The sequence below is a fragment of the Ruegeria sp. AN6 genome (genome assembly GCF_056540425.1).
Window position 1 is genome coordinate 133,633 of record NZ_JBQFWR010000010.1, and the last position, 18,133, is coordinate 151,765.

Annotated in this window: 16 protein-coding genes; 14 read left to right on the top strand and 2 right to left on the bottom strand. The window is 58.4% G+C overall.

The features are described 5' to 3' along the window. The gene (locus tag ACR0MQ_RS15995) at positions 1 to 834 is read right to left on the bottom strand and encodes a bifunctional allantoicase/(S)-ureidoglycine aminohydrolase (protein WP_170774868.1); all 834 of its coding nucleotides are present in this window, start codon (positions 832 to 834) and stop codon (positions 1 to 3) included. Positions 835 to 1,010: 176 nt separating this feature from the next. On the opposite strand from ACR0MQ_RS15995, the gene ACR0MQ_RS16000 reads away from it, so the two are divergent. The 5 genes from ACR0MQ_RS16000 to ACR0MQ_RS16020 all read left to right on the top strand — a co-directional run bounded on the left by ACR0MQ_RS16000 (position 1,011) and on the right by ACR0MQ_RS16020 (position 5,273). Continuing rightward, complete coding sequence (locus ACR0MQ_RS16000) at positions 1,011 to 1,367, top strand: hypothetical protein (RefSeq protein WP_170545540.1); 357 nt, start codon at positions 1,011 to 1,013, stop codon at positions 1,365 to 1,367. Between the two features lie 212 nt (positions 1,368 to 1,579). Beyond that, a complete protein-coding gene (locus ACR0MQ_RS16005; RefSeq protein WP_480609311.1) occupies positions 1,580 to 2,815 on the top strand; it encodes an acyl-CoA dehydrogenase family protein in 1,236 nt (411 codons plus the stop codon). A 16-nt stretch (positions 2,816 to 2,831) separates the two neighbouring features. Continuing rightward, positions 2,832 to 3,632, top strand: coding sequence for a thioesterase family protein (locus ACR0MQ_RS16010; RefSeq protein ID WP_480609313.1), 801 nt, complete (start codon positions 2,832 to 2,834; stop codon positions 3,630 to 3,632). 70 nt (positions 3,633 to 3,702) lie between these two features. After that, positions 3,703 to 4,350, top strand: a complete 648-nt coding sequence (locus tag ACR0MQ_RS16015) for a DUF1007 family protein (RefSeq protein ID WP_480609315.1) — start codon at positions 3,703 to 3,705, stop codon at positions 4,348 to 4,350. Next, the gene (locus ACR0MQ_RS16020; protein WP_480609317.1) at positions 4,335 to 5,273 is read left to right on the top strand and encodes a nickel/cobalt transporter; all 939 of its coding nucleotides are present in this window, start codon (positions 4,335 to 4,337) and stop codon (positions 5,271 to 5,273) included. Before ACR0MQ_RS16015 ends, ACR0MQ_RS16020 begins: the two co-directional genes overlap by 16 nt. Positions 5,274 to 5,275: 2 nt before the next feature. On the opposite strand, the gene truA is transcribed toward ACR0MQ_RS16020, so the two are convergent. Further along, the gene (gene truA / locus ACR0MQ_RS16025) at positions 5,276 to 6,043 is read right to left on the bottom strand and encodes a tRNA pseudouridine(38-40) synthase TruA (RefSeq protein ID WP_480609319.1); all 768 of its coding nucleotides are present in this window, start codon (positions 6,041 to 6,043) and stop codon (positions 5,276 to 5,278) included. Between the two features lie 107 nt (positions 6,044 to 6,150). Between truA and ACR0MQ_RS16030 the strand changes: the two genes are divergently transcribed. The 9 genes from ACR0MQ_RS16030 to ACR0MQ_RS16070 all read left to right on the top strand — a co-directional run bounded on the left by ACR0MQ_RS16030 (position 6,151) and on the right by ACR0MQ_RS16070 (position 18,133). Next, entirely contained in the window at positions 6,151 to 7,566 is a 1,416-nt protein-coding gene (locus ACR0MQ_RS16030; RefSeq protein WP_170774856.1) for a YcjX family GTP-binding protein, read from the top strand. Continuing rightward, a complete protein-coding gene (locus tag ACR0MQ_RS16035; protein ID WP_480609321.1) occupies positions 7,563 to 8,018 on the top strand; it encodes an N-acetyltransferase family protein in 456 nt (151 codons plus the stop codon). The genes ACR0MQ_RS16030 and ACR0MQ_RS16035 overlap by 4 nt, the downstream gene beginning before the upstream one ends. Then, on the top strand, positions 8,011 to 9,000 hold the full coding sequence (locus tag ACR0MQ_RS16040; protein ID WP_170774852.1) for a YcjF family protein: 990 nt from the start codon (positions 8,011 to 8,013) through the stop codon (positions 8,998 to 9,000). Before ACR0MQ_RS16035 ends, ACR0MQ_RS16040 begins: the two co-directional genes overlap by 8 nt. A 55-nt stretch (positions 9,001 to 9,055) precedes the next feature. Then, a complete protein-coding gene (locus tag ACR0MQ_RS16045; RefSeq protein WP_170774850.1) occupies positions 9,056 to 9,766 on the top strand; it encodes a VIT1/CCC1 transporter family protein in 711 nt (236 codons plus the stop codon). A 59-nt stretch (positions 9,767 to 9,825) separates the two neighbouring features. Beyond that, the gene (locus tag ACR0MQ_RS16050; protein ID WP_480609323.1) at positions 9,826 to 11,166 is read left to right on the top strand and encodes an SDR family oxidoreductase; all 1,341 of its coding nucleotides are present in this window, start codon (positions 9,826 to 9,828) and stop codon (positions 11,164 to 11,166) included. Continuing rightward, on the top strand, positions 11,166 to 11,645 hold the full coding sequence (locus ACR0MQ_RS16055; protein ID WP_480609325.1) for a DUF2269 family protein: 480 nt from the start codon (positions 11,166 to 11,168) through the stop codon (positions 11,643 to 11,645). Before ACR0MQ_RS16050 ends, ACR0MQ_RS16055 begins: the two co-directional genes overlap by 1 nt. Positions 11,646 to 11,746: 101 nt before the next feature. Continuing rightward, entirely contained in the window at positions 11,747 to 14,455 is a 2,709-nt protein-coding gene (locus tag ACR0MQ_RS16060; protein WP_480609327.1) for a DUF2339 domain-containing protein, read from the top strand. Between the two features lie 164 nt (positions 14,456 to 14,619). Continuing rightward, complete coding sequence (ileS, locus tag ACR0MQ_RS16065) at positions 14,620 to 17,538, top strand: isoleucine--tRNA ligase (protein WP_170774844.1); 2,919 nt, start codon at positions 14,620 to 14,622, stop codon at positions 17,536 to 17,538. 136 nt (positions 17,539 to 17,674) lie between these two features. Beyond that, positions 17,675 to 18,133, top strand: coding sequence for a methylated-DNA--[protein]-cysteine S-methyltransferase (locus ACR0MQ_RS16070; RefSeq protein WP_170775038.1), 459 nt, complete (start codon positions 17,675 to 17,677; stop codon positions 18,131 to 18,133).

Below are 18,133 nucleotides of genomic sequence, written 5' to 3' on the forward strand. Positions count from 1 at the left end.
CTATCGCGAGGGAACCGACAGAGGCATATGCCGATTTACATCTTTATATAGCAGATATCGGAACCGACCCGGACCACCCGCATAACAGGCTTGGGGGCAGAAAGCGCGCAGCCACATATAATCTCCGGCCTCGACCTCGACCCAATCCTGATTGAGTCGATAAACCGCCTTGCCCTCCAGCACATACAGGCCGTGTTCCATCACATGGGTTTCTGCAAATGGGATTACGCCACCGGGCTCGAAATTGACGATGTTGACATGCATATCATGCCGAAGGTCATGCGGATCGGTAAAACGCGTGGTAGACCAACGCCCTTCGGTGCCGGGCATCTCGACGGGCGCCACATCGCATTCGTTGGTGATGATCGGATCAGGGGCTGGCAGGCCGGGCACGGCCTGATAGGCTTTGCGAACCCAATGGAACCGGGCAACGGAATCGACGCGATTGTGTAGGGCCCAGTCACTTCCGGGTGGGATATAAGCATATCCTCCGGTCTCAAGTACGTGCTCCGCTTGGTTCAACGTCAGGGTTACAGAGCCTTCGACTACAAAAATCACACCTTGTGCGTTTGGGTCTGTTTCCGGAGTATCACTGCCGCCACTGGGCTGAACCTCCATAATGTATTGCGAGAATGTCTCTGCAAACCCACTCAGAGGCCGCGAAAGAACCCACAGGCGTGTCCCTTCCCAGAAAGGAAGAAAGCTGGTGACGATGTCGCGCATCGTGCCTTTCGGGATAACCGCATAGGCGTCGGTGAACATGGCGCGGTCAGTCAATAACTGCTCTTGCCCCGGGTGACCGCCTGTAGGTGCATAGTATTTTGGATGTGTCATCAAATGCCTCTGGTTCGTCTTGGAGTAATATGAGGCGAACGGGCGGAGGGACCTAGCACCCGCCTTGCAATAGGTTTGTTCGGGATAATTTGAAGGTGACCAAGTTGGGCTTGGCCACACACCCACAGAGGTATATCTATGAGCGTGAAAGTTGTTCAGATCGGCGAGGCCCCATAATGAAAGCCTTCTTTTATTCAGCGCTCGTTACCGTTCTATTACTGGGTTCGAGTGGAATCGCTCAGGCCAAATCGATTTCCCGAATCATCGCGGAAATGGGGTTGAGCCCCGCGGATTTCCAAGTGCTAAGCGCCACCTCGAATGCGTTGTTGTCCTCAGGCTCGCCCTCGGTTGGGCAAGAGAGGGCATGGCTTAATCAGGATACGGGCTCAAAAGGGACGATCCGAGTTCTCAGCGTTCAGGATAATTGCGTAATACTCCAGCATATTGTGCAGCCCGAAGGCGCGGAACAGGCTCGGGATATCAGAACACGCCGTTGCAGAACTGCCGATGGTAACTGGATACTGGCACCTTAAAGGCTGTCACTGGGTCGGCGTCTGACCTCATGTATCTACGCCCGATCCAATCGAACGTTTCTGCCGCGACCTCAGGCACCTCACTGTGATGCAGTGTATGGTATCGTTTTATCTGAATGACGTTCCGTCACCCAACTGGACAGTGTCATAGGTGCTGAGCCATCCTCGGACCCAAGCGTCGGGTGCGCGCGGTGCTGTAGAGAGGACTATACATGACCATGACATTCGGACTGCGCGATGAAAATCGCGCCTTGTTGCAGCGTGTTGCTGATATGATCCGGGGTGAGGTCATGCCGCTTGAACAGGAGTATCATGCGGAGATCAACAAAGGCGATCGCTGGCAATACACCGAGCGTCAGGCCGAAATCCTCGAAGGTCTAAAGGACAAGGCCAAAGCGGCAGGGCTGTGGAACTTCTGGCTGACGGACAGTGATAAGGGCTTTGGCCTCAGTACAGTTGAGTACGCCTATTTTGCCGAAGAAATGGGTAAGACCCCTTTGGGGGCTGAAGTATTTAACTGCTCAGCACCTGATACCGGGAATATGGAGGTCTTTGAGCGCTACGGCACCGACGCGATGAAGGAACAGTGGCTGAAGCCGTTGCTCGATGGCCAGATCAGGTCGGCCTATCTGATGACCGAACCGGATGTGGCGTCGTCGGATGCAACGAATATCTCGATGTCCTGTGTGCGGGACGGTGCTGACTACATTCTGAATGGTGAGAAATGGTGGTCTTCCGGGGCAGGTGATCCGCGCTGCAAGGTCTATATCGTGATGGTCAAAACGGGTGGAGATGATCTGCCGAAGCACCAGCGCCAGTCGATGATCGTGGTGCCAGCAGGCACTCCTGGCATCGAGGTATTGCGGCCGATGGAAGTCTACGGCCACGACGATGCACCTCATGGTCACATGCATATCCGTTTCACAGATGTCCGGGTTCCAGCCGAGAACATCCTGCTGGGCGAAGGGCGCGGGTTCGAGATCGCGCAGGGTCGTCTGGGGCCGGGTCGCATTCATCATTGCATGCGCGCCATCGGTCAGGCCGAAGCTGCATTGGAGCAGATGTGCAAGCGGTCACTGCAACGCCAAGCATTCGGGAAGAAGCTGGCGCAACTGGGCGCCAATTACGACATCATTGCCGAATGTCGGATGGAGATCGAAATGGCCCGACTGCTCTGCCTAAAGGCGGCATGGTACATGGATCAGGGCGATGCGCGGGCGGCGGCCCCTTGGATCAGCCAGATTAAGGTCGTGGCGCCCAAAGTAGCGCTGAAGGTGATCGACGAAGCTGTGCAGATGTTTGGCGCGCAAGGGATCAGCCAGGATACACCTTTGGCCAACGCGTGGACCCATGTACGCACCTTGCGTCTGGCGGATGGGCCAGACGCGGTGCATCGTCGCCAGGTCGCGCGCGCCGAATTAAAGAAATACACGCAAGAAAAAGTCTGAGGCAGAAGCAACCGCGATGATATCGGATCTGTTGGGGCAGGCGTATTTTCATCAGAATACGCAAGGTGAGTTTGTCGGCAATGATCCCGCGCGCGGGCCTTGGTCAGCAGATCACTGTCATGCGGGGCCAGTCAGTGGCCTGATTGTACGAGCGGCCGAGACCGAGGTCGGACCAGATAAGATGTTGACCCGCCTCACGGTCAATTTGCTGCGCCCGCTGCCTTTGGCCGGTTTGCGGGTCGCGGCGGAGACCACGCGCCACACAAAAACGCTGGCGACCACACGCGTCACCGTTCATGACCTAGATGATACGCTTTGTGCAACGGCAACTACCATGCATGTGGTGCGCAGGGACCTTGGGTCTGTTCCCAATGTCGACCTGCCTGCACCGCGATTGGAAGATGTCGTCGATGGCCCATTTCCAATCGGTGAAATGCGGCATGATCTGCCTGGATTTGCCCATCACTCAGAAATTGGCTATCCGGCCGGCGGCAATCAGGGCGCTGGTCCCAAAATCGTGTGGATGCGCACGCCCCCCTTGGTTGATGGCGAATATCCCTCGCCGATACAGGCGCTCTGCCCGCTCGCGGATTGTGGTAATGGCATATCATGGAATGCGCCCACGACCGAGATGGGATTCATGAACACCGATCTGACGATACAAGTCCATCGAGAGCCCACCTCAGACTGGCTGGCCTCCGATTCGATTTCGCACTGGCAGCCGTCGGGGATTGGTATGTCGCAGTCGGTTTTGTTTGACACGCAGGGACCTGTGGGAACGGCGCTACAGACTCTGGTTCTGTTTCCGCCCAATTAACTCGGCTGGATTCTGCGATACTCTGGGGAACCGGATTGCCGATGCCTGCTCCGCACCCTATCTTTGCGCTATGCGTTGGATTGCGACCCTTCTAACCTGCTGTCTGCCATTTCCGGTTTTGGCCCACCCGCACGTCTTTATCGACACGGGACTGGAGTTCGTCGTCGATGACGCAGGCAACCTGACCCATGTGCGTGTGACCTGGGCCTATGATGAACTCTATTCGCTGCTGGTGCTGGAAGACATGAGATTGGATCAGGACGGCGATGGCGTGCTGACCGAAGAGGAAGAAAAATTTCTAAGCGGCTTCGATGCGCAATGGGTTGAAGGGTACAATGGCGATTTGGTCATTCGTATGGGCGAGACCGTGATCCCCCTGTCTGGCCCGCTAGAGCCACAAGCGACGACTGAAGATGCACGTATCGTGACCACGCATTTGCGCTCGGTAGAAGGCACGCCCGTTCCGGCAAGTGACCTGTCGATCAAAGCCTTTGATGAGAGCTTTTACACCGCCTACGAGGTGACCCGGCCTGTGACGGTTTCGGGTCCTGTAATCTGTCAGATTGATCGGAGCGATCCAGACATTGACGCAGAACTGGCGCAGATGCAGGCGTTTTTACGGACACTCGATGCCGACTATGACCTCGAAGAGAATGACATCCCCCTGGTTGGTGAGAAATTCGCAACTGAGATCAGACTTTCATGTCCAAATACCTAATCGTTCCCGTCGTCATCGCTTGCGGGTTGCTCCTTTGGTTCTGGGGCAGCGGTGGCTTTGACCATCTGGCTGCATGGGCGGCTGGTGAGCAGCGGGAGTTCCAGAACCAGATCGCTCGCGCCTTGCGTGCAGCCCGGGCCGAGCAGCCCGAAGCTATCGCGACGCTACTGACCGTCTGTTTCGCCTATGGTTTTTTCCACGCCATTGGACCAGGTCATGGCAAGGTATTAATCGGGGGGTACGGGTTGGGCCGTCGTGTCGCGTTTTGGCGACTATCCGCGATCAGTGTTTTTTCTAGTTTGGGTCAAGCAGTCACGGCAATCGTGTTGGTTTATGCGGGTGTTCTCGTGTTCCAGTTGTCGCGCGAGACGTTGGTAGGCACGACCGAACAGGTCATGGCGCCGATCAGCTATGGCATGATTGCGGTAATCGGCTTGTGGTTGATCTTTCGCGCGCTGCGCAGCTTTGTACGGCATCGCAAAAGCCAGACATCGCATACGCACGACCACCATCACCATACGCATGATCATGACCACCATCATCACGACCACGAGGTTTGCGCTGACTGCGGCCACCGCCACGGCCCGACTGCCGATGAGGTCGCTCAGGTGGGCAGCCTGCGCGAGGCGTTGATCCTGATCGCTGGCATAGCCGCGCGCCCCTGTACCGGCGCGTTGTTCGTGCTGATCCTGACATGGCAGATGGGTATCGCAATGGTCGGCATCGCGGGCGCATTCGCCATGGCTTTAGGCACCGCAACTGTCACCACTTTGGTCGGTTGGACGTCTTTTGGGTTGCGTGGCGGTTTGTTGGCCTCTGCCTCGGCCACGCGCTTTGCATCGGTGCTGGCTCCGACCATCGAACTGGTGGCGGGTCTTATCATCGCCGTGATTGCTAGTGGGTTGCTGTTGCGGGCTTTGTAGACTTAGTCGAAAACCGGCTCTGGATACCCGACCCTTGCCAGATACAATCCTTGCGGCGGGCAAACCGGCCCACAGGCCGCACGGTCAACCGCCTCGAGCGCTGAACGCACATCGTCAGGCGTCCAAGCTCCGGCCCCAACGCGCTCTAACGTGCCAACGAAACTGCGTACCTGATTGTGCAAGAATGATCGGGCGCGAACGTGAAAGTGGATTTCGGCGCCAGAGAAGCCCTGCACCTGTTCCACCCGCAACTCATCCAGTGTTTTGACCGCGCTGGCGGCCTGGCAGATGGAGGATCGGAAGGTGGTGAAGTCATGCCGCCCGATCAGCATATCCGCCCCGGCCTGCATCGCCGCGACGTCCAGAGAATGATTGATCTGCCAGACCTGCCCCTTGTCATGGGTAGCGGGCGCGCGGCGCATCAGGATGCGGAACAGATATTGCCGCTCAAGCGCCGAGAACCGCGCATGCCAGTCATCATCCACCCGTGCGGCTTTCACGATGGCAACGGGCTGCGGCTTGAGGTGATAATTCAACGCCTCAGACAGGCGGAACGGGTCCCAGTCCTTAACCAGATCGCAATGCGCCACTTGCCCCAGCGCGTGCACACCCGCGTCGGTGCGGCCTGCGGCGGCGATGGTATGCTCTCCGGGTTCGATCCGCGACAGTGCCAGTTCGATCGCGCCCTGAACCGACGGCAATTCTTTCTGCCGCTGCCATCCGGCGAACGGTTCCCCTTGGTATTCGACTTTCAACGCGTATCTGGGCATGGGGCGCTGGTATCGCGCCTTGGTCGGTCGGGCAAGGGGGCGAAAGCTCTGGCAAGTGCGGTAACCGCTACCTATCTTGGCACAAACGATAATTGCGGGGCGACGGCTTGGTCATCTCATCATTGGCAGACAGTTTGGTACGCAGCGTCGAATCCGTCGGCGACCGCGTGTCCGAAACGTTCTTTGAGCCGGTCATACGGCTGGGCGTCACGGGATTGGCGCGGTCTGGTAAAACCGTATTTATCACATCGCTGGTGGCCAACCTCCTGGACCGCGGCCGTATGACCGGGTTGGTGGCGCAGCAAGAGGGGCGGATCACCGCCAGCTATCTGCAACCCCAACCTGACGATACCGTGCCCCGATTCGATTTCGAATCCCATCTGTCAGCGCTCACGGGGCCTAAGCCGCACTGGCCGGAAAGCACAAGGGCGGTGTCTGAGCTGCGCCTGTCCTTCAAAGTCCAGCCCGCAGGTCTGCTTTCAGGGCTGCAAGGGCCGCGAACATTGCATCTGGACATTGTGGATTATCCCGGTGAATGGCTGCTGGATCTGGCCCTGCTGGACAAATCCTACGAGGACTGGTCGCGTGGCACGTTGGAGCACATTTCCAACCGTCCACAAGCAGAGGCGTTTCTGGCCAAGGCCAGAGCGGCCGACCCAACCGCGCCACATGATGAGCCGCAGGCGCAGGACCTTGCTCGCAGCTTCACAGACTATCTAAATGCCGCGCGTGAGGCCGGGTTCTACGACTGCACCCCCGGTCGGTTCCTTCTGCCGGGAGATCTCGCAGGCTCTCCTGTGCTGACCTTCGCGCCTTTGCCGGTGTCTGAAGCATCACGCCGCCGGTCCCTGCACCGCGAGATGGAGCGGCGGTACGAGGCGTATAAAGCGCAGGTGGTCAAACCCTTCTTCCGCGATCACTTTGCCCGGATCGACCGGCAGATCGTTCTGGTCGATGCGCTGGGCGCGATCCACAAAGGCCCACAAGCGGTTGAAGATATGCGCCGCGCGATGGCCGATATCCTGTCGGCCTTCCGCCCCGGTCGCAACGCATGGCTGAACAAGCTGCTGCTTGGCAAGCGGGTCGAGCGTATCCTGTTTGCGGCCACCAAAGCGGACCATCTGCACCATCTGCAGCACCCACGTCTGACCGCGATTATCGAGGCGTTGACTCGTGAGGCGCGCGACCGCGCTAGCTTCGCCGGTGCCGAGACTGCGGCGTTGTCGCTGGCATCGCTTCGCGCCACCACTGAAGAGGTGCGTAACCATAACGGCGTTGAACTCCCTTGCGTGCGCGGCACACTACTGGATAGCGGCAAGCAGGCGGCGTTTTATCCCGGCGATTTGCCAGAGGACCCAGCCCATCTGCTTGGCCCCGCGCGAAACGGGGCCGAAGGTTGGTTGGGCGAGGATTATGGCTATATGGCTTTCGCGCCGACGCATCTGACCCTGAATCCCGGAGACGGCCCACCGCATATTCGATTGGACCGAGCCGCGCAGTTTCTGATTGGAGACAGGCTGTGAACGCGATCCTCCGCCCAGCACGCAGTACCGATGCCGGAACCACAGGCGCAATTCTGCACGGGTTTGCACGGGAAAATGACTGGATGCCAGAGCTGCATTCCGAAGCTGAAACCATCGCATTTTGCGGTCGCATGATCGATTTGGGCTGGGTCACTGTCGCCGAGGTGCAAGGCCAGGTCGCCGGATTTCTGGCGTTGGACGGGGAAGAAGTGCAGTCGCTTTATTTGAAGGCACCGGCGCGTGGGCAGGGGATCGGACAGCAATTGCTTGATCTTGCGAAGACGCAGCGCCCCAATCTCAATCTATATGCGTTTCAAGCTAATCACCGCGCCTGCCGGTTCTATGAACGCAACGGCTTTGTTGGGGTCTCGCGCGGCGATGGCTCCGAGAATGACGAAAACCTGCCAGATATTCATTATGTCTGGACACGTAAGGAGGAGGTCGATGGCTAAGGGCCCCGTGCTGATTGATCTGGAAGACGACACCCCGGCAGCCGATGTTTCAACCGCACCTCCCGTACCTGATATCGCACCTCCGCAGGGACAGGCGATGCAGGCAGCGGTTCGGTTTGCAGCCCGAAAACCATCGGCCTTGGCGCGCTGGTTTTGGGGTTTGGCGCTTGCGGTCGTAGGCGCGGTGGTCTCAGTTGCGGCGTGGGATTTTGCCATGTCGCTGCTGGAACGCGCCCCAATTCTGGGGTGGATCGTCACGGGCCTGATCGCCGCGCTTTTGCTGGTCGTGCTGGTTATCGCACTACGTGAACTGGCCGCGATTAGTCGCCTTTCTCGCGTGGACGGGTTACGCCGCGCTGCCGATGCTGCGTTAGCAGACGAGGACTTGTCGCAAGCCCGCGCCGTCACCACACGGCTGATTGCGTTCTACAAGGGGCGTGATGAAACCCGCTGGGGCCGCGACCGTTTGACCGAACGCATGGGAGAGCAATTCGATGCCGCAACCCTGCTGAGCTTGGCCGAAGACGAACTTTTGGCCCCGCTGGACGCCGCCGCCAGTCGCGAGATCGAGGCCGCAGCCCGGCAGGTCGCTACCGTGACTGCTCTGGTGCCACTTGCGCTGGCTGACGTCGCAACAGCGCTGGCGAGCTCATTGCGCATGATCCGACGCATCGCCGAGATTTACGGCGGTCGGGCAGGCTTTCTTGGCAGTTGGCGCCTGACCCGTGCTGTGTTTGTGCATTTGGTTGCGACCGGTGCCGTAGCTGTAGGGGATGATTTACTGGAGCCGATCCTGGGCGGCTCAGTCCTCAGTAAACTGTCGCGCCGGTTCGGTGAGGGCTTGGTCAATGGTGCGTTAACAGCACGCGTTGGCGTCGCCGCGATGGAGGTGTGCCGACCTCTGCCCTTCTCAAAACGCCACAAACCCTCGACGCGGGGCATGATCAAACGCGCACTTAGCGGGCTGTTTTCCAAGAGTTGATCTGGCGCAAGGCCACAATAGCATGGATCCGTCATAAAAAAAGTCGGAGCAAGCCATGACCGATCACGGCCACAGCCAGCAAGAAATTACTGAACGGATCAATGCCCCGCCTGGACGCGGTGTGCTGCGTGATGTGGTCTATGGCGGCATCGATGGATCGGTCACCACGTTCGCCATCGTCGCCGGTGTCGCAGGGGCGGGGCTGTCGCCATTTGTCATCGTTGCGCTAGGGCTGGCCAACGTTCTGGCGGATGGGTTCTCGATGGCAGCGGGCAACTATTCTGGCACCAAGGCTGAGATCGACAACATCCATCGCATCCGCGCCATCGAAGAACAGCACATCAGGCTTTATCCGGACGGAGAGCGCAAGGAAGTACGCGAAATCCTTATGCAAAAAGGTCTGTCGGGCCGCGTGTTGGACGAGGCCACAGATGAGATCACCTCAAACCACGACAATTGGATTAACCTGATGATCGAGGGCGAATACGGGTTAGGCAGCGTCGACCCGCACCCGATGAAAGCCGCAATGGCGACGTTCTTTGCCTTTCTGGTCGCGGGTATGATTCCACTGCTGCCATTCCTTTTCTCGATTGAAGGTGCGTTTACCGTTTCGGCCTGGATGACGGCAGGTGTATTCTTTGCCATCGGAGCCATGAAAAGCCGCTGGTCCCTTGCGCCTTGGTGGCGATCCGGAGCCGAAACACTTCTGATCGGTGGTCTGGCCGCTGGGATCGCATTCTTGGTCGGTTCCCTGTTCCATCCCTGATCGTTGCTGTTGTCGCAGACGGCTCAATCAAGCTGGTCGCAGCGGTTTGATCCGCTAGGGTGACGAAAACACGTGTGGGTCATCCTGTGGCAGTGAAGTTCGAAGAAAAAACAGTATTGGTGCTGGGCGCCTATGGTTTCATCGGCGCGGCTGTTGTTCGGGCGCTGCATGCGGATGGTCTCGCGGTCAAGGGCCTTATACGCAGCCGAAAGACAGCGGGACGTGTCTTGCCCGATGTTGATCTGGTGTCGGGCGACCTGCGAGATTTTAGATCAGCCGGGGACTGGAGGCCACTCCTCACAGGTGTCGATGTTGTGGTGAATTGCGCTGGGGCTCTGCAGGATGAGGGACAAGACGATCTGCGCGCCGTGCATTACACGGCGATTGCATCGTTGGGACAGGCTTGTGCTGAGGAAGGCGTTTCAATCGTCCAGGTCTCGGCAATCGGGGCCAGCACCGATGCCTCGACCGAGTTCATGCGCACCAAGGCGGACGGGGATGCGGCCCTACGCGCAAGTGGCGCGACTTTGTGGTGCTTCAAGCCCGGGTTGGTGATCGGGCAGAGCGATTATGGCGGCACGGCGCTGTTGCGGATGCTGGCGGCAGTGCCTTTCGTACAGCCGGTCGCCTATCCTGAAACTCCAGTGCAAGGTGTCGGGATGCGTGACCTGTGTGCCGCCATCTTGTCTGCCATTCAAGGCGATCTGCCGCCAGGTAGCTACGATCTGGTGGAAGATACGCCGCAACCGCTGTCGCGGGTTTTGTCAGTGACACGACACTGGCTTGGCTTTTCGCCAGCACACTTAACCATCACGATGCCGCCACCGATAACGAAAGTAGTCGCGGCTGTGGCAGATCTGCTTGGGCACCTTGGGTGGCGATCACCCCTGCGGAGTACGGCGATGATGGTAATGGCTCATGGGGTGACAGGCGACCCTGAGCCATATCGCCGTGCCACGGGCCGCTCTCTGGCCGGATTAGAGGAGATTTATGGCGGGCTGGCTTGCGCGAGAGAACACAGGCTGACAGCTCGGATGACGTTGCAGATGCCGGTCGTTATTGCTGTGCTCTGCCTCTTCTGGGTTCTATCTGGTGTGTTCGGACTAACGGGTCTTTCTCAGGCAGCCGAAGTCCTTACGAGGAATGGTTGGTCAGGCGCCATCGCAAATGCAAGCGTAGTGTTCTGGTCATTGATTGACATAATGCTGGGGCTGGCAATTCTGTGGCGCCCTTGGGCGGCCCGCGTTTGTTTGGCTCAAGCCGCGATCGCCATGTTTTATTTGATCGCCGCAACGTTGATGGCACCAGAGCTTTGGCTAGATCCGCTGGGACCATTGGTCAAAATCGCGCCCGCATTGATGCTGTCATTGGTTGCTCGACCCATGTTGGAGAGCCGCTAATGGACCCGGACCTGTTTCTGCGCTGGCTGCATGTGATCGGAGCGTGTGTTCTGTCGGGAACAGGCGCGGGCATCGCCTTTTTCATGCTGATGGCGCATCGAACAGCAGACGCGAGGATTATCGCCCATACTGCAGGTATCGTGGTGTTGGCCGACATGATTTTCACCGCAACCGCGGTCGTACTACAGCCTGTGACGGGCGCACTGTTGGCATGGCGCTTAGGCTGGTCTCTGACAGAGGATTGGATCGTGGCGTCTGTGCTGCTTTATATTCTGACCGGCCTGTTCTGGTTGCCTGTGGTTTGGATACAAATCAGGCTGCGGGATAATGCAAGACTGGCCAATCACGATGGGACTGCTTTGCCGGTTGCATATTTCCGATTGTTCCGCCTTTGGTTCGCCTGCGGCATTCCGGCCTTTGTTGCTGTGCTGACAATCGTCTGGTTGATGCTGGCGCGCCCCGACTTGGCGCTGTTTTAGGCAGGCTTGCAAAGCAACATACGGTAATCATGTGGATTTCCTTACTATAAACCTGCCGATCACCGCGATACGTTTGATGTATCCTACCTCGGAGGTTTCGGTTGGAATCCTTGCTTGTTCTCATTGGCCTGATCGTTCTGGCCATTCCTGTTTCGATCATCGTATTGCTGGTTGGCCAGTCGCGGTTGCGCAAACGGGTAGAACAGCTTGAGCAGCAACTTGCAGGGCAAATGCCAGAAAGCACTGCTGAGGCACCCAAAACGTCCCGATCAGAACCCACAACCGTGCAGGCTAAGCCTGCGCCTTGGGCAGCGGCAAAAGCTTCAACCACCACCGACGAAGGTCTAACGGAGACACCGCTAGCTCCCGAGATTAAAGATCCTCCAGCCAGTATCGTGTTTCGCGAAGAAAAAATGGCAGCGCTGGGCGCGTGGTTGCGCGAGAACTGGTTCTACGCGGTATCGGCGCTTTCACTGGCGTTGGCGGGGATCTTTCTGGTTCAGTATGGGGTCGAAAACGGGTTGTTGCCCCCCACCGCGCGGGTCGCTGCGGCGCTGGCCTTTGGCTTGCTGCTGATCGGCGCGGGTGAGGTGATCCGCCGTCGGTTCGGCGATGATGAGGAGGCCTCAACCGCTTATCTCCCATCGGTATTTTCAGGCGCAGGGCTGGTTACCCTGTTCGGCGGCATTCTGGCGGCACGCCAGCTTTATGATCTGATCGGGCCCGAGGCGGCGTTAGCCGGGTTGATTGTCATCGCGCTGTTCGGGCTCGTGTTGGGTTGGTTCCATGGGCCGCTATTGGCGGCTGTTGGTCTGATCGGAGCTTTTGCCGCCCCCTTTGCCGTGGGTGGTTCCTCGGATGATCCTAGCTGGCTCTACGGTTACTTTTTCATAGTCGCCGTATTAGGTCTGGGAATTGATACAGTCAGGCGTTGGGCGTGGATTTCGGTGTTGACCCTAATTGGCGCCTATGGGGCCGCGTTTCTGCTGGTACTGTCTTCGCCGTCGACCCAGCCCGGGTATCTAACCTGCGTCACGGCACTGGCGATCATTGCGATTGCGATACCCATACGGCGTATCTGGCCAAACCACTCTGGTGCGATGGTGACCGAGATTATCCGACGCCGGAAAGGAGAACCATGGCCCGAGTTTCCAACTCGGATTGCCTTTGGTGCGGTACTTGTTTCCTCAGTAATTTTGTCGCTGCATTGGTCAGATTCAGGTGGTGAATTCTGGTTGGGCGTCGCGCTGTTCACAGGTTTGATATTGGCGCTGATGCTCTGGGCAAAGGATGCACGCGCATTACAGGATGTGACCGCATTCCCAGCACTGGGACTAATCTGGTTTGTCTTGGTGCACGGGTTGGACGGAGGCGCAGTATGGCTTCGCTTTGTGGATACTTATGCGGAAACAACCGAGGCAGATTATCCTTGGAGCGTCACGCAATTGGTAGCCTTAGGCGCTTTGGTCACTTTGATTGCAGCTTGGCGATCCTTTCAGGCCGGGCGCTATAGCGTGGTCTGGGCCGGAGGGGCGGCGATATTCGCACCGGCCCTGGCGATCGCGCTTGAGGTCGGATGGCACCCTGCTGAGGTATTGGGAGCCTACCCATGGGCGCTACATGCCATCGCTTTGGGCGCGATGATGGTAGTTCTGGCCGAACGGTTCGCGCGGGTGGATGGTGAAAATCGTATGCGCCCTGCCTTGGCGACTCTGTCTGCGCTTTCTTGTCTCAGCTTTGCCTGCATTATTGTGCTCAGTTCGGCTGCTTTGACTGTGGCGCTTGTCGCCATGATCGTTGTGGCCGCCGCGTTGGACAGACGATTTGAACTGCCTCCGATGAGCTGGTTCATCTGGGTAGGCGTGTTCACCGTCACAGTCCGCCTGGTGTTGGACCCAGGGCTTGTTTGGGCCGAAAGCGCTCCATTGCTCGAAATGACGTTGGTCTATTCGGCTGCGGTTGTCGGGTTCATTTTGGGCTGGACGTTACTGAAGCCCCTAGACCGCCCGATTGCTTCATTGCTCCTTGAAAGCGCGGCCTGGGCGACAGCGGGGATACTGCTATCGCTGCTGTTGCTGCGCTGGCTGGAAAGTTTCGGCGAGGGCGGTGCCACCAACAGTCACTGGGGGCTGGGATTGCTTGCGGTCATCTGGCTGCTGCTGGCTTTCGCACAGGTGCAACGGTTCAAGCTGGGCGGTAAGTTAAACTATCTGCGCTACGCCTTGGCTGCTTTCTTCGGTGCGCATGGTGTGTATCGCCTGGGTCAGGCGTTGTCAGAAGCCAACCCGCTGCTCAACCCGTTTGCGGATCCGGTACTAGGCCCACTGGTTTTGAACACGCTCGCCGTGGCTTATTTGTTGCCCGCGCTGGCAATTGGTTTCTCGGCCTGGCGTGCCGATACACAGCCCGTTCTGCTGAAACAGATCAGCTATGGAGCAGCCACAGTTCTGGCAACTGTTTGGCTGGGATTAGCGATCCGGCATGTCTGGCAGGGCGCGGGCGGTATGTATGAAGGCAACGGCGTCACTCAGCCCGAGCTTTATACTTATACAATCACGTTGTTGGTGGTCGGAGCGGCGTTGTTTTATCAATCACTGGCCCGCCACTCTGATTTGATGCGCAAGGCTGGCTTGGCTGTTATCGGGTTGGCGGTGGCGAAGGTATTTCTGATCGATATCGCTGGATTGGGGGGGCTGATCCGCGTCTTTTCTCTGCTTGCGTTAGGGCTCGCTCTGGCAGGGCTGGCATGGCTCAATCGCTGGGCCAGGCTGCGCCATTCGCCTCAGGATGCGGAACCTCTGGACCATTGAGGGCGGGCGTCCTATAAGCGCGGCCATGTTTGACCGTCTGGCCATCATTATTCGAATTATATCCCCGGCGCTCTGATATCGCGAGACGCCGGGCAAAGGTGCTTGAGATATCGCACTGACCGCTTCGATCCATACACGACAAGATCATCCTGAGGACGCCCCAAATGTGCGCCGACACACCCCAAACACCTGACTACAAAGACACGCTGAACCTGCCCAAGACCGAATTCCCGATGCGAGCTGGCCTGCCCAAGCGCGAGCCTGCATGGCTGGAGCGCTGGGAAAAGATTGGTGTCTATGACCGCTTGCGCGAGAAAGAGGGCCGTGAGCCCTTCACGCTGCACGATGGCCCCCCCTATGCGAATGGGCATCTGCATATCGGTCACGCGCTGAACAAGACCATCAAGGACATGATCGTGCGGTCGCATCAGATGATGGGCTTCGACTCGCGTTATGTGCCCGGCTGGGACTGCCACGGCTTACCGATCGAATGGAAGATCGAGGAACAGTACCGCAAGAAGGGCAAGAACAAGGACGAGGTGAACATCGTCGACTTCCGTCAGGAATGCCGCAAGTTCGCCGAAGGTTGGATCGACATTCAGCGCGAAGAGTTCAAGCGTCTGGGCATCACCGGCAACTGGCCCGATCCTTACATCACCATGGATTATCACGCCGAAGCCGTGATTGCCGACGAGTTCATGAAATTCCTGATGAACGGCACGCTTTATCAGGGCTCGAAACCCGTGATGTGGTCGCCCATCGAGAAAACTGCTCTGGCCGAAGCCGAGGTCGAGTATCACGACAAGGAAAGCTTCACCATCTGGGTGAAATTCAAGGTTGTGAACACCGGCGATGTGACGTTGGACAACGCCTATGTGGTGATCTGGACCACCACACCTTGGACAATGCCGTCGAACAAGGCTGTGGTTTATGGTGAAGACATTTCGTACGGCCTCTATGAAATCACCGGCCGCCCCGAGGAGTGCTGGGCGCGGATCGGCGACCGCTATCTGTTGGCCGATGATCGTGCAGCGGATGTTTTTGCACGTGCGCGGCTGGATGACTCCATGTACCGTCGTCTGTGTGATGTGACGCAGGAAGATCTGGCCAAGATCCAGCTGGCACACCCGCTGGCCGGGGCTGAGGGCGGCAATGGCGAATGGGACGATATCCGCGATTTCCGCGCGGCCGAGTTCGTGACCGATACCGAAGGCACCGGTTTTGTCCACTGCGCGCCCTCGCACGGTATGGAGGAATTCGAACTATATCGCGATCTGGGCATGCTGGAACAGGTCATCACCTATAACGTAATGGACGATGGCTCTTTCCGCGCTGATCTACCGTTCTTCGGCGGCAAATACATCCTGTCCCGCAAGGGCGGTGAGGGTGACGCAAACAAAGCTGTCATCGACAAGTTGGCCGAGGTTGGCGGGCTGCTGGCGCGTGGCAAGATCAAGCACAGCTATCCGCATTCGTGGCGCTCGAAAGCTCCGATCATCTACCGCAACACGCCGCAGTGGTTCGCATCCGTGGACCGCAAACTGGATGACGGCATGGGAGAGATGGGCGACACCATCCGCGAACGCGCCCTGCGGTCTATCGATGAGTTGGTCAAGTGGACCCCACAAACGGGCCGCAACCGCCTGTATTCGATGATCGAGGCGCGCCCGGACTGGGTACTGTCACGCCAACGCGCGTGGGGTGTGCCGCTGACCTGCTTCACTAAGAAGGGGGCTTTGCCCACCGACGCGGATTACCTGTTGCGCAACGCAGATCTGAACGCCCGTATCAAGGTAGCGTTCGAGAAAGACGGCGCAGATGTCTGGTACACGGACGGGTTCAAAGAAAAGATTCTCGACGGAATCGTCAACCCGGACGAGTACGACCAGGTGTTCGACGTGCTGGACGTATGGTTCGATTCGGGCTCGACCCACGCCTTCGTTCTGCGTGATCGTGAGGACGGGACCGAGGACGGTATTGCCGACGTTTATATGGAAGGTACTGACCAGCACCGCGGCTGGTTCCATTCTTCGATGCTGCAGGCATGTGGCACCAAGGGCCGTGCGCCCTATCGCAATGTGGTGACCCACGGCTTCACCTTGGATGCCAAGGGCAACAAGATGTCCAAATCGCTGGGCAACACCATCGTGCCGGAAGAGGTCGTAAAGCAATACGGCGCCGATATCCTGCGTCTGTGGGTGGCCCAGACCGACTACACCGCCGATCAGCGGATCGGGCCGGAAATCCTGAAAGGCACCGCCGACAGCTATCGCCGCCTGCGCAACACCATGCGCTTCATGTTGGGCTCGCTTGCCGATTTCACCGAAGCCGACCGCGTCGCGCCAGAGGATATGCCACGTCTGGAGCGCTGGGTGCTGAGCCGTCTGGCTGATCTGGATGAGCAGGTGCGCAAGGGTTACGCCTCGTTTGATTTTCAGGGCGTGTTCAGCGCCGTGTTCACCTTTGCCACTGTCGATCTGTCGTCCTTCTACTTCGACGTCCGCAAGGACGCGTTGTACTGTGACGGTGACAGCCTGCGCCGCCGCGCCGCGCGGACGGTGCTGGATATCCTGTTCCACCGTCTGACCACATGGCTGGCCCCGGTGCTGGTCTTCACCATGGAAGAGGTTTGGTTGGAACGATTCCCGGCCGATGACAGCTCGGTCCATCTGGTCGATTTCCCTGAAACGCCCATCGACTGGCACCATGAAGAACTGGAAGCCAGCATGGCCAAAGTCCGCCGTGTCCGCCGTGCTGTGACCGCAGCGCTGGAAATTCAGCGTCAAGACAAGGTGATCGGATCCAGCCTTGAGGCCGCTCCGATCGTGTATGTCGAAGATCAGGAAACCCGCGATCTGCTGGCATCCTTCGACGTGGATGATATGTGCATCACCTCGGGCCTGGCCGTCACAGGCGATCCGGCCCCCGCCGAGGCGTTCCGGGTTCCGGAAATCGAAGGCGTCGCCGTGGTCTTCGAAAAGGCTCAGGGCGACAAATGCCAGCGGTGCTGGAAAATCCTGCCCGATGTGGGGTTGCATGCCCATCCGGGCGTGTGCGGGCGCTGTAACGAAGCGCTGAGCTGACACCCAAACGGAGCGCGTAGGAGAGTTCGCTGATGCGAGGCTCTGCCTCGCGCTCCGAGGTATTTTTGGCCAGATGAAAGGCGGATCGTCAGGATTCGGGTTGCAGGTGTGGCGAAACATCTGCAACCGTTCTCTTATGCCGATGATCGCCGTAGAAACTCAGTTTGGTTGCCTTGGTGTCGAAGAGATCGATGGCGCCATTACACGACTTGTTTGGAATGGCCAAGACGAAGGCCCGGCCACCCCAGTTTTGCAAGAGGCGGCGTCGCAGTTACGCGCTTATGACGAAGGGCGTTTGCAGCAGTTCGATCTGCCCTATCGGATCAAGGGGTCAGAATTTCAGCGTCGCGTGTGCGATGCGATGTATGCCATCCCGTTCGGGGATACGCGCACCTACGGCGAGTTGGCCGACGAGCTTGGATACTCTGCGCAGGCGGTTGGGCGGGGATGCGGTGGGAATCCCATCCCGATCATCATTCCCTGTCACCGGGTTCTGGGCGCGGATGGCAAGATGGTCGGGTTTTCAGGGCAGGGTGGAGTAGAGACCAAAGTGGCTTTGCTGCGTCACGAAGGTGCAGCCAGCCTGTTGATCTGA

Coding starts and splice junctions, on each gene's coding strand:
- ACR0MQ_RS15995 (WP_170774868.1), bottom strand. CDS start 834: ATGACACATCCAAAATACTATGCACCTACAGGCGGTCACCCGGGGCAA.
- ACR0MQ_RS16000 (WP_170545540.1), top strand. CDS start 1,011: ATGAAAGCCTTCTTTTATTCAGCGCTCGTTACCGTTCTATTACTGGGT.
- ACR0MQ_RS16005 (WP_480609311.1), top strand. CDS start 1,580: ATGACCATGACATTCGGACTGCGCGATGAAAATCGCGCCTTGTTGCAG.
- ACR0MQ_RS16010 (WP_480609313.1), top strand. CDS start 2,832: ATGATATCGGATCTGTTGGGGCAGGCGTATTTTCATCAGAATACGCAA.
- ACR0MQ_RS16015 (WP_480609315.1), top strand. CDS start 3,703: ATGCGTTGGATTGCGACCCTTCTAACCTGCTGTCTGCCATTTCCGGTT.
- ACR0MQ_RS16020 (WP_480609317.1), top strand. CDS start 4,335: ATGTCCAAATACCTAATCGTTCCCGTCGTCATCGCTTGCGGGTTGCTC.
- truA (WP_480609319.1), bottom strand. CDS start 6,043: ATGCCCAGATACGCGTTGAAAGTCGAATACCAAGGGGAACCGTTCGCC.
- ACR0MQ_RS16040 (WP_170774852.1), top strand. CDS start 8,011: ATGGCTAAGGGCCCCGTGCTGATTGATCTGGAAGACGACACCCCGGCA.
- ACR0MQ_RS16045 (WP_170774850.1), top strand. CDS start 9,056: ATGACCGATCACGGCCACAGCCAGCAAGAAATTACTGAACGGATCAAT.
- ACR0MQ_RS16055 (WP_480609325.1), top strand. CDS start 11,166: ATGGACCCGGACCTGTTTCTGCGCTGGCTGCATGTGATCGGAGCGTGT.
- ileS (WP_170774844.1), top strand. CDS start 14,620: ATGTGCGCCGACACACCCCAAACACCTGACTACAAAGACACGCTGAAC.
- ACR0MQ_RS16070 (WP_170775038.1), top strand. CDS start 17,675: ATGCCGATGATCGCCGTAGAAACTCAGTTTGGTTGCCTTGGTGTCGAA.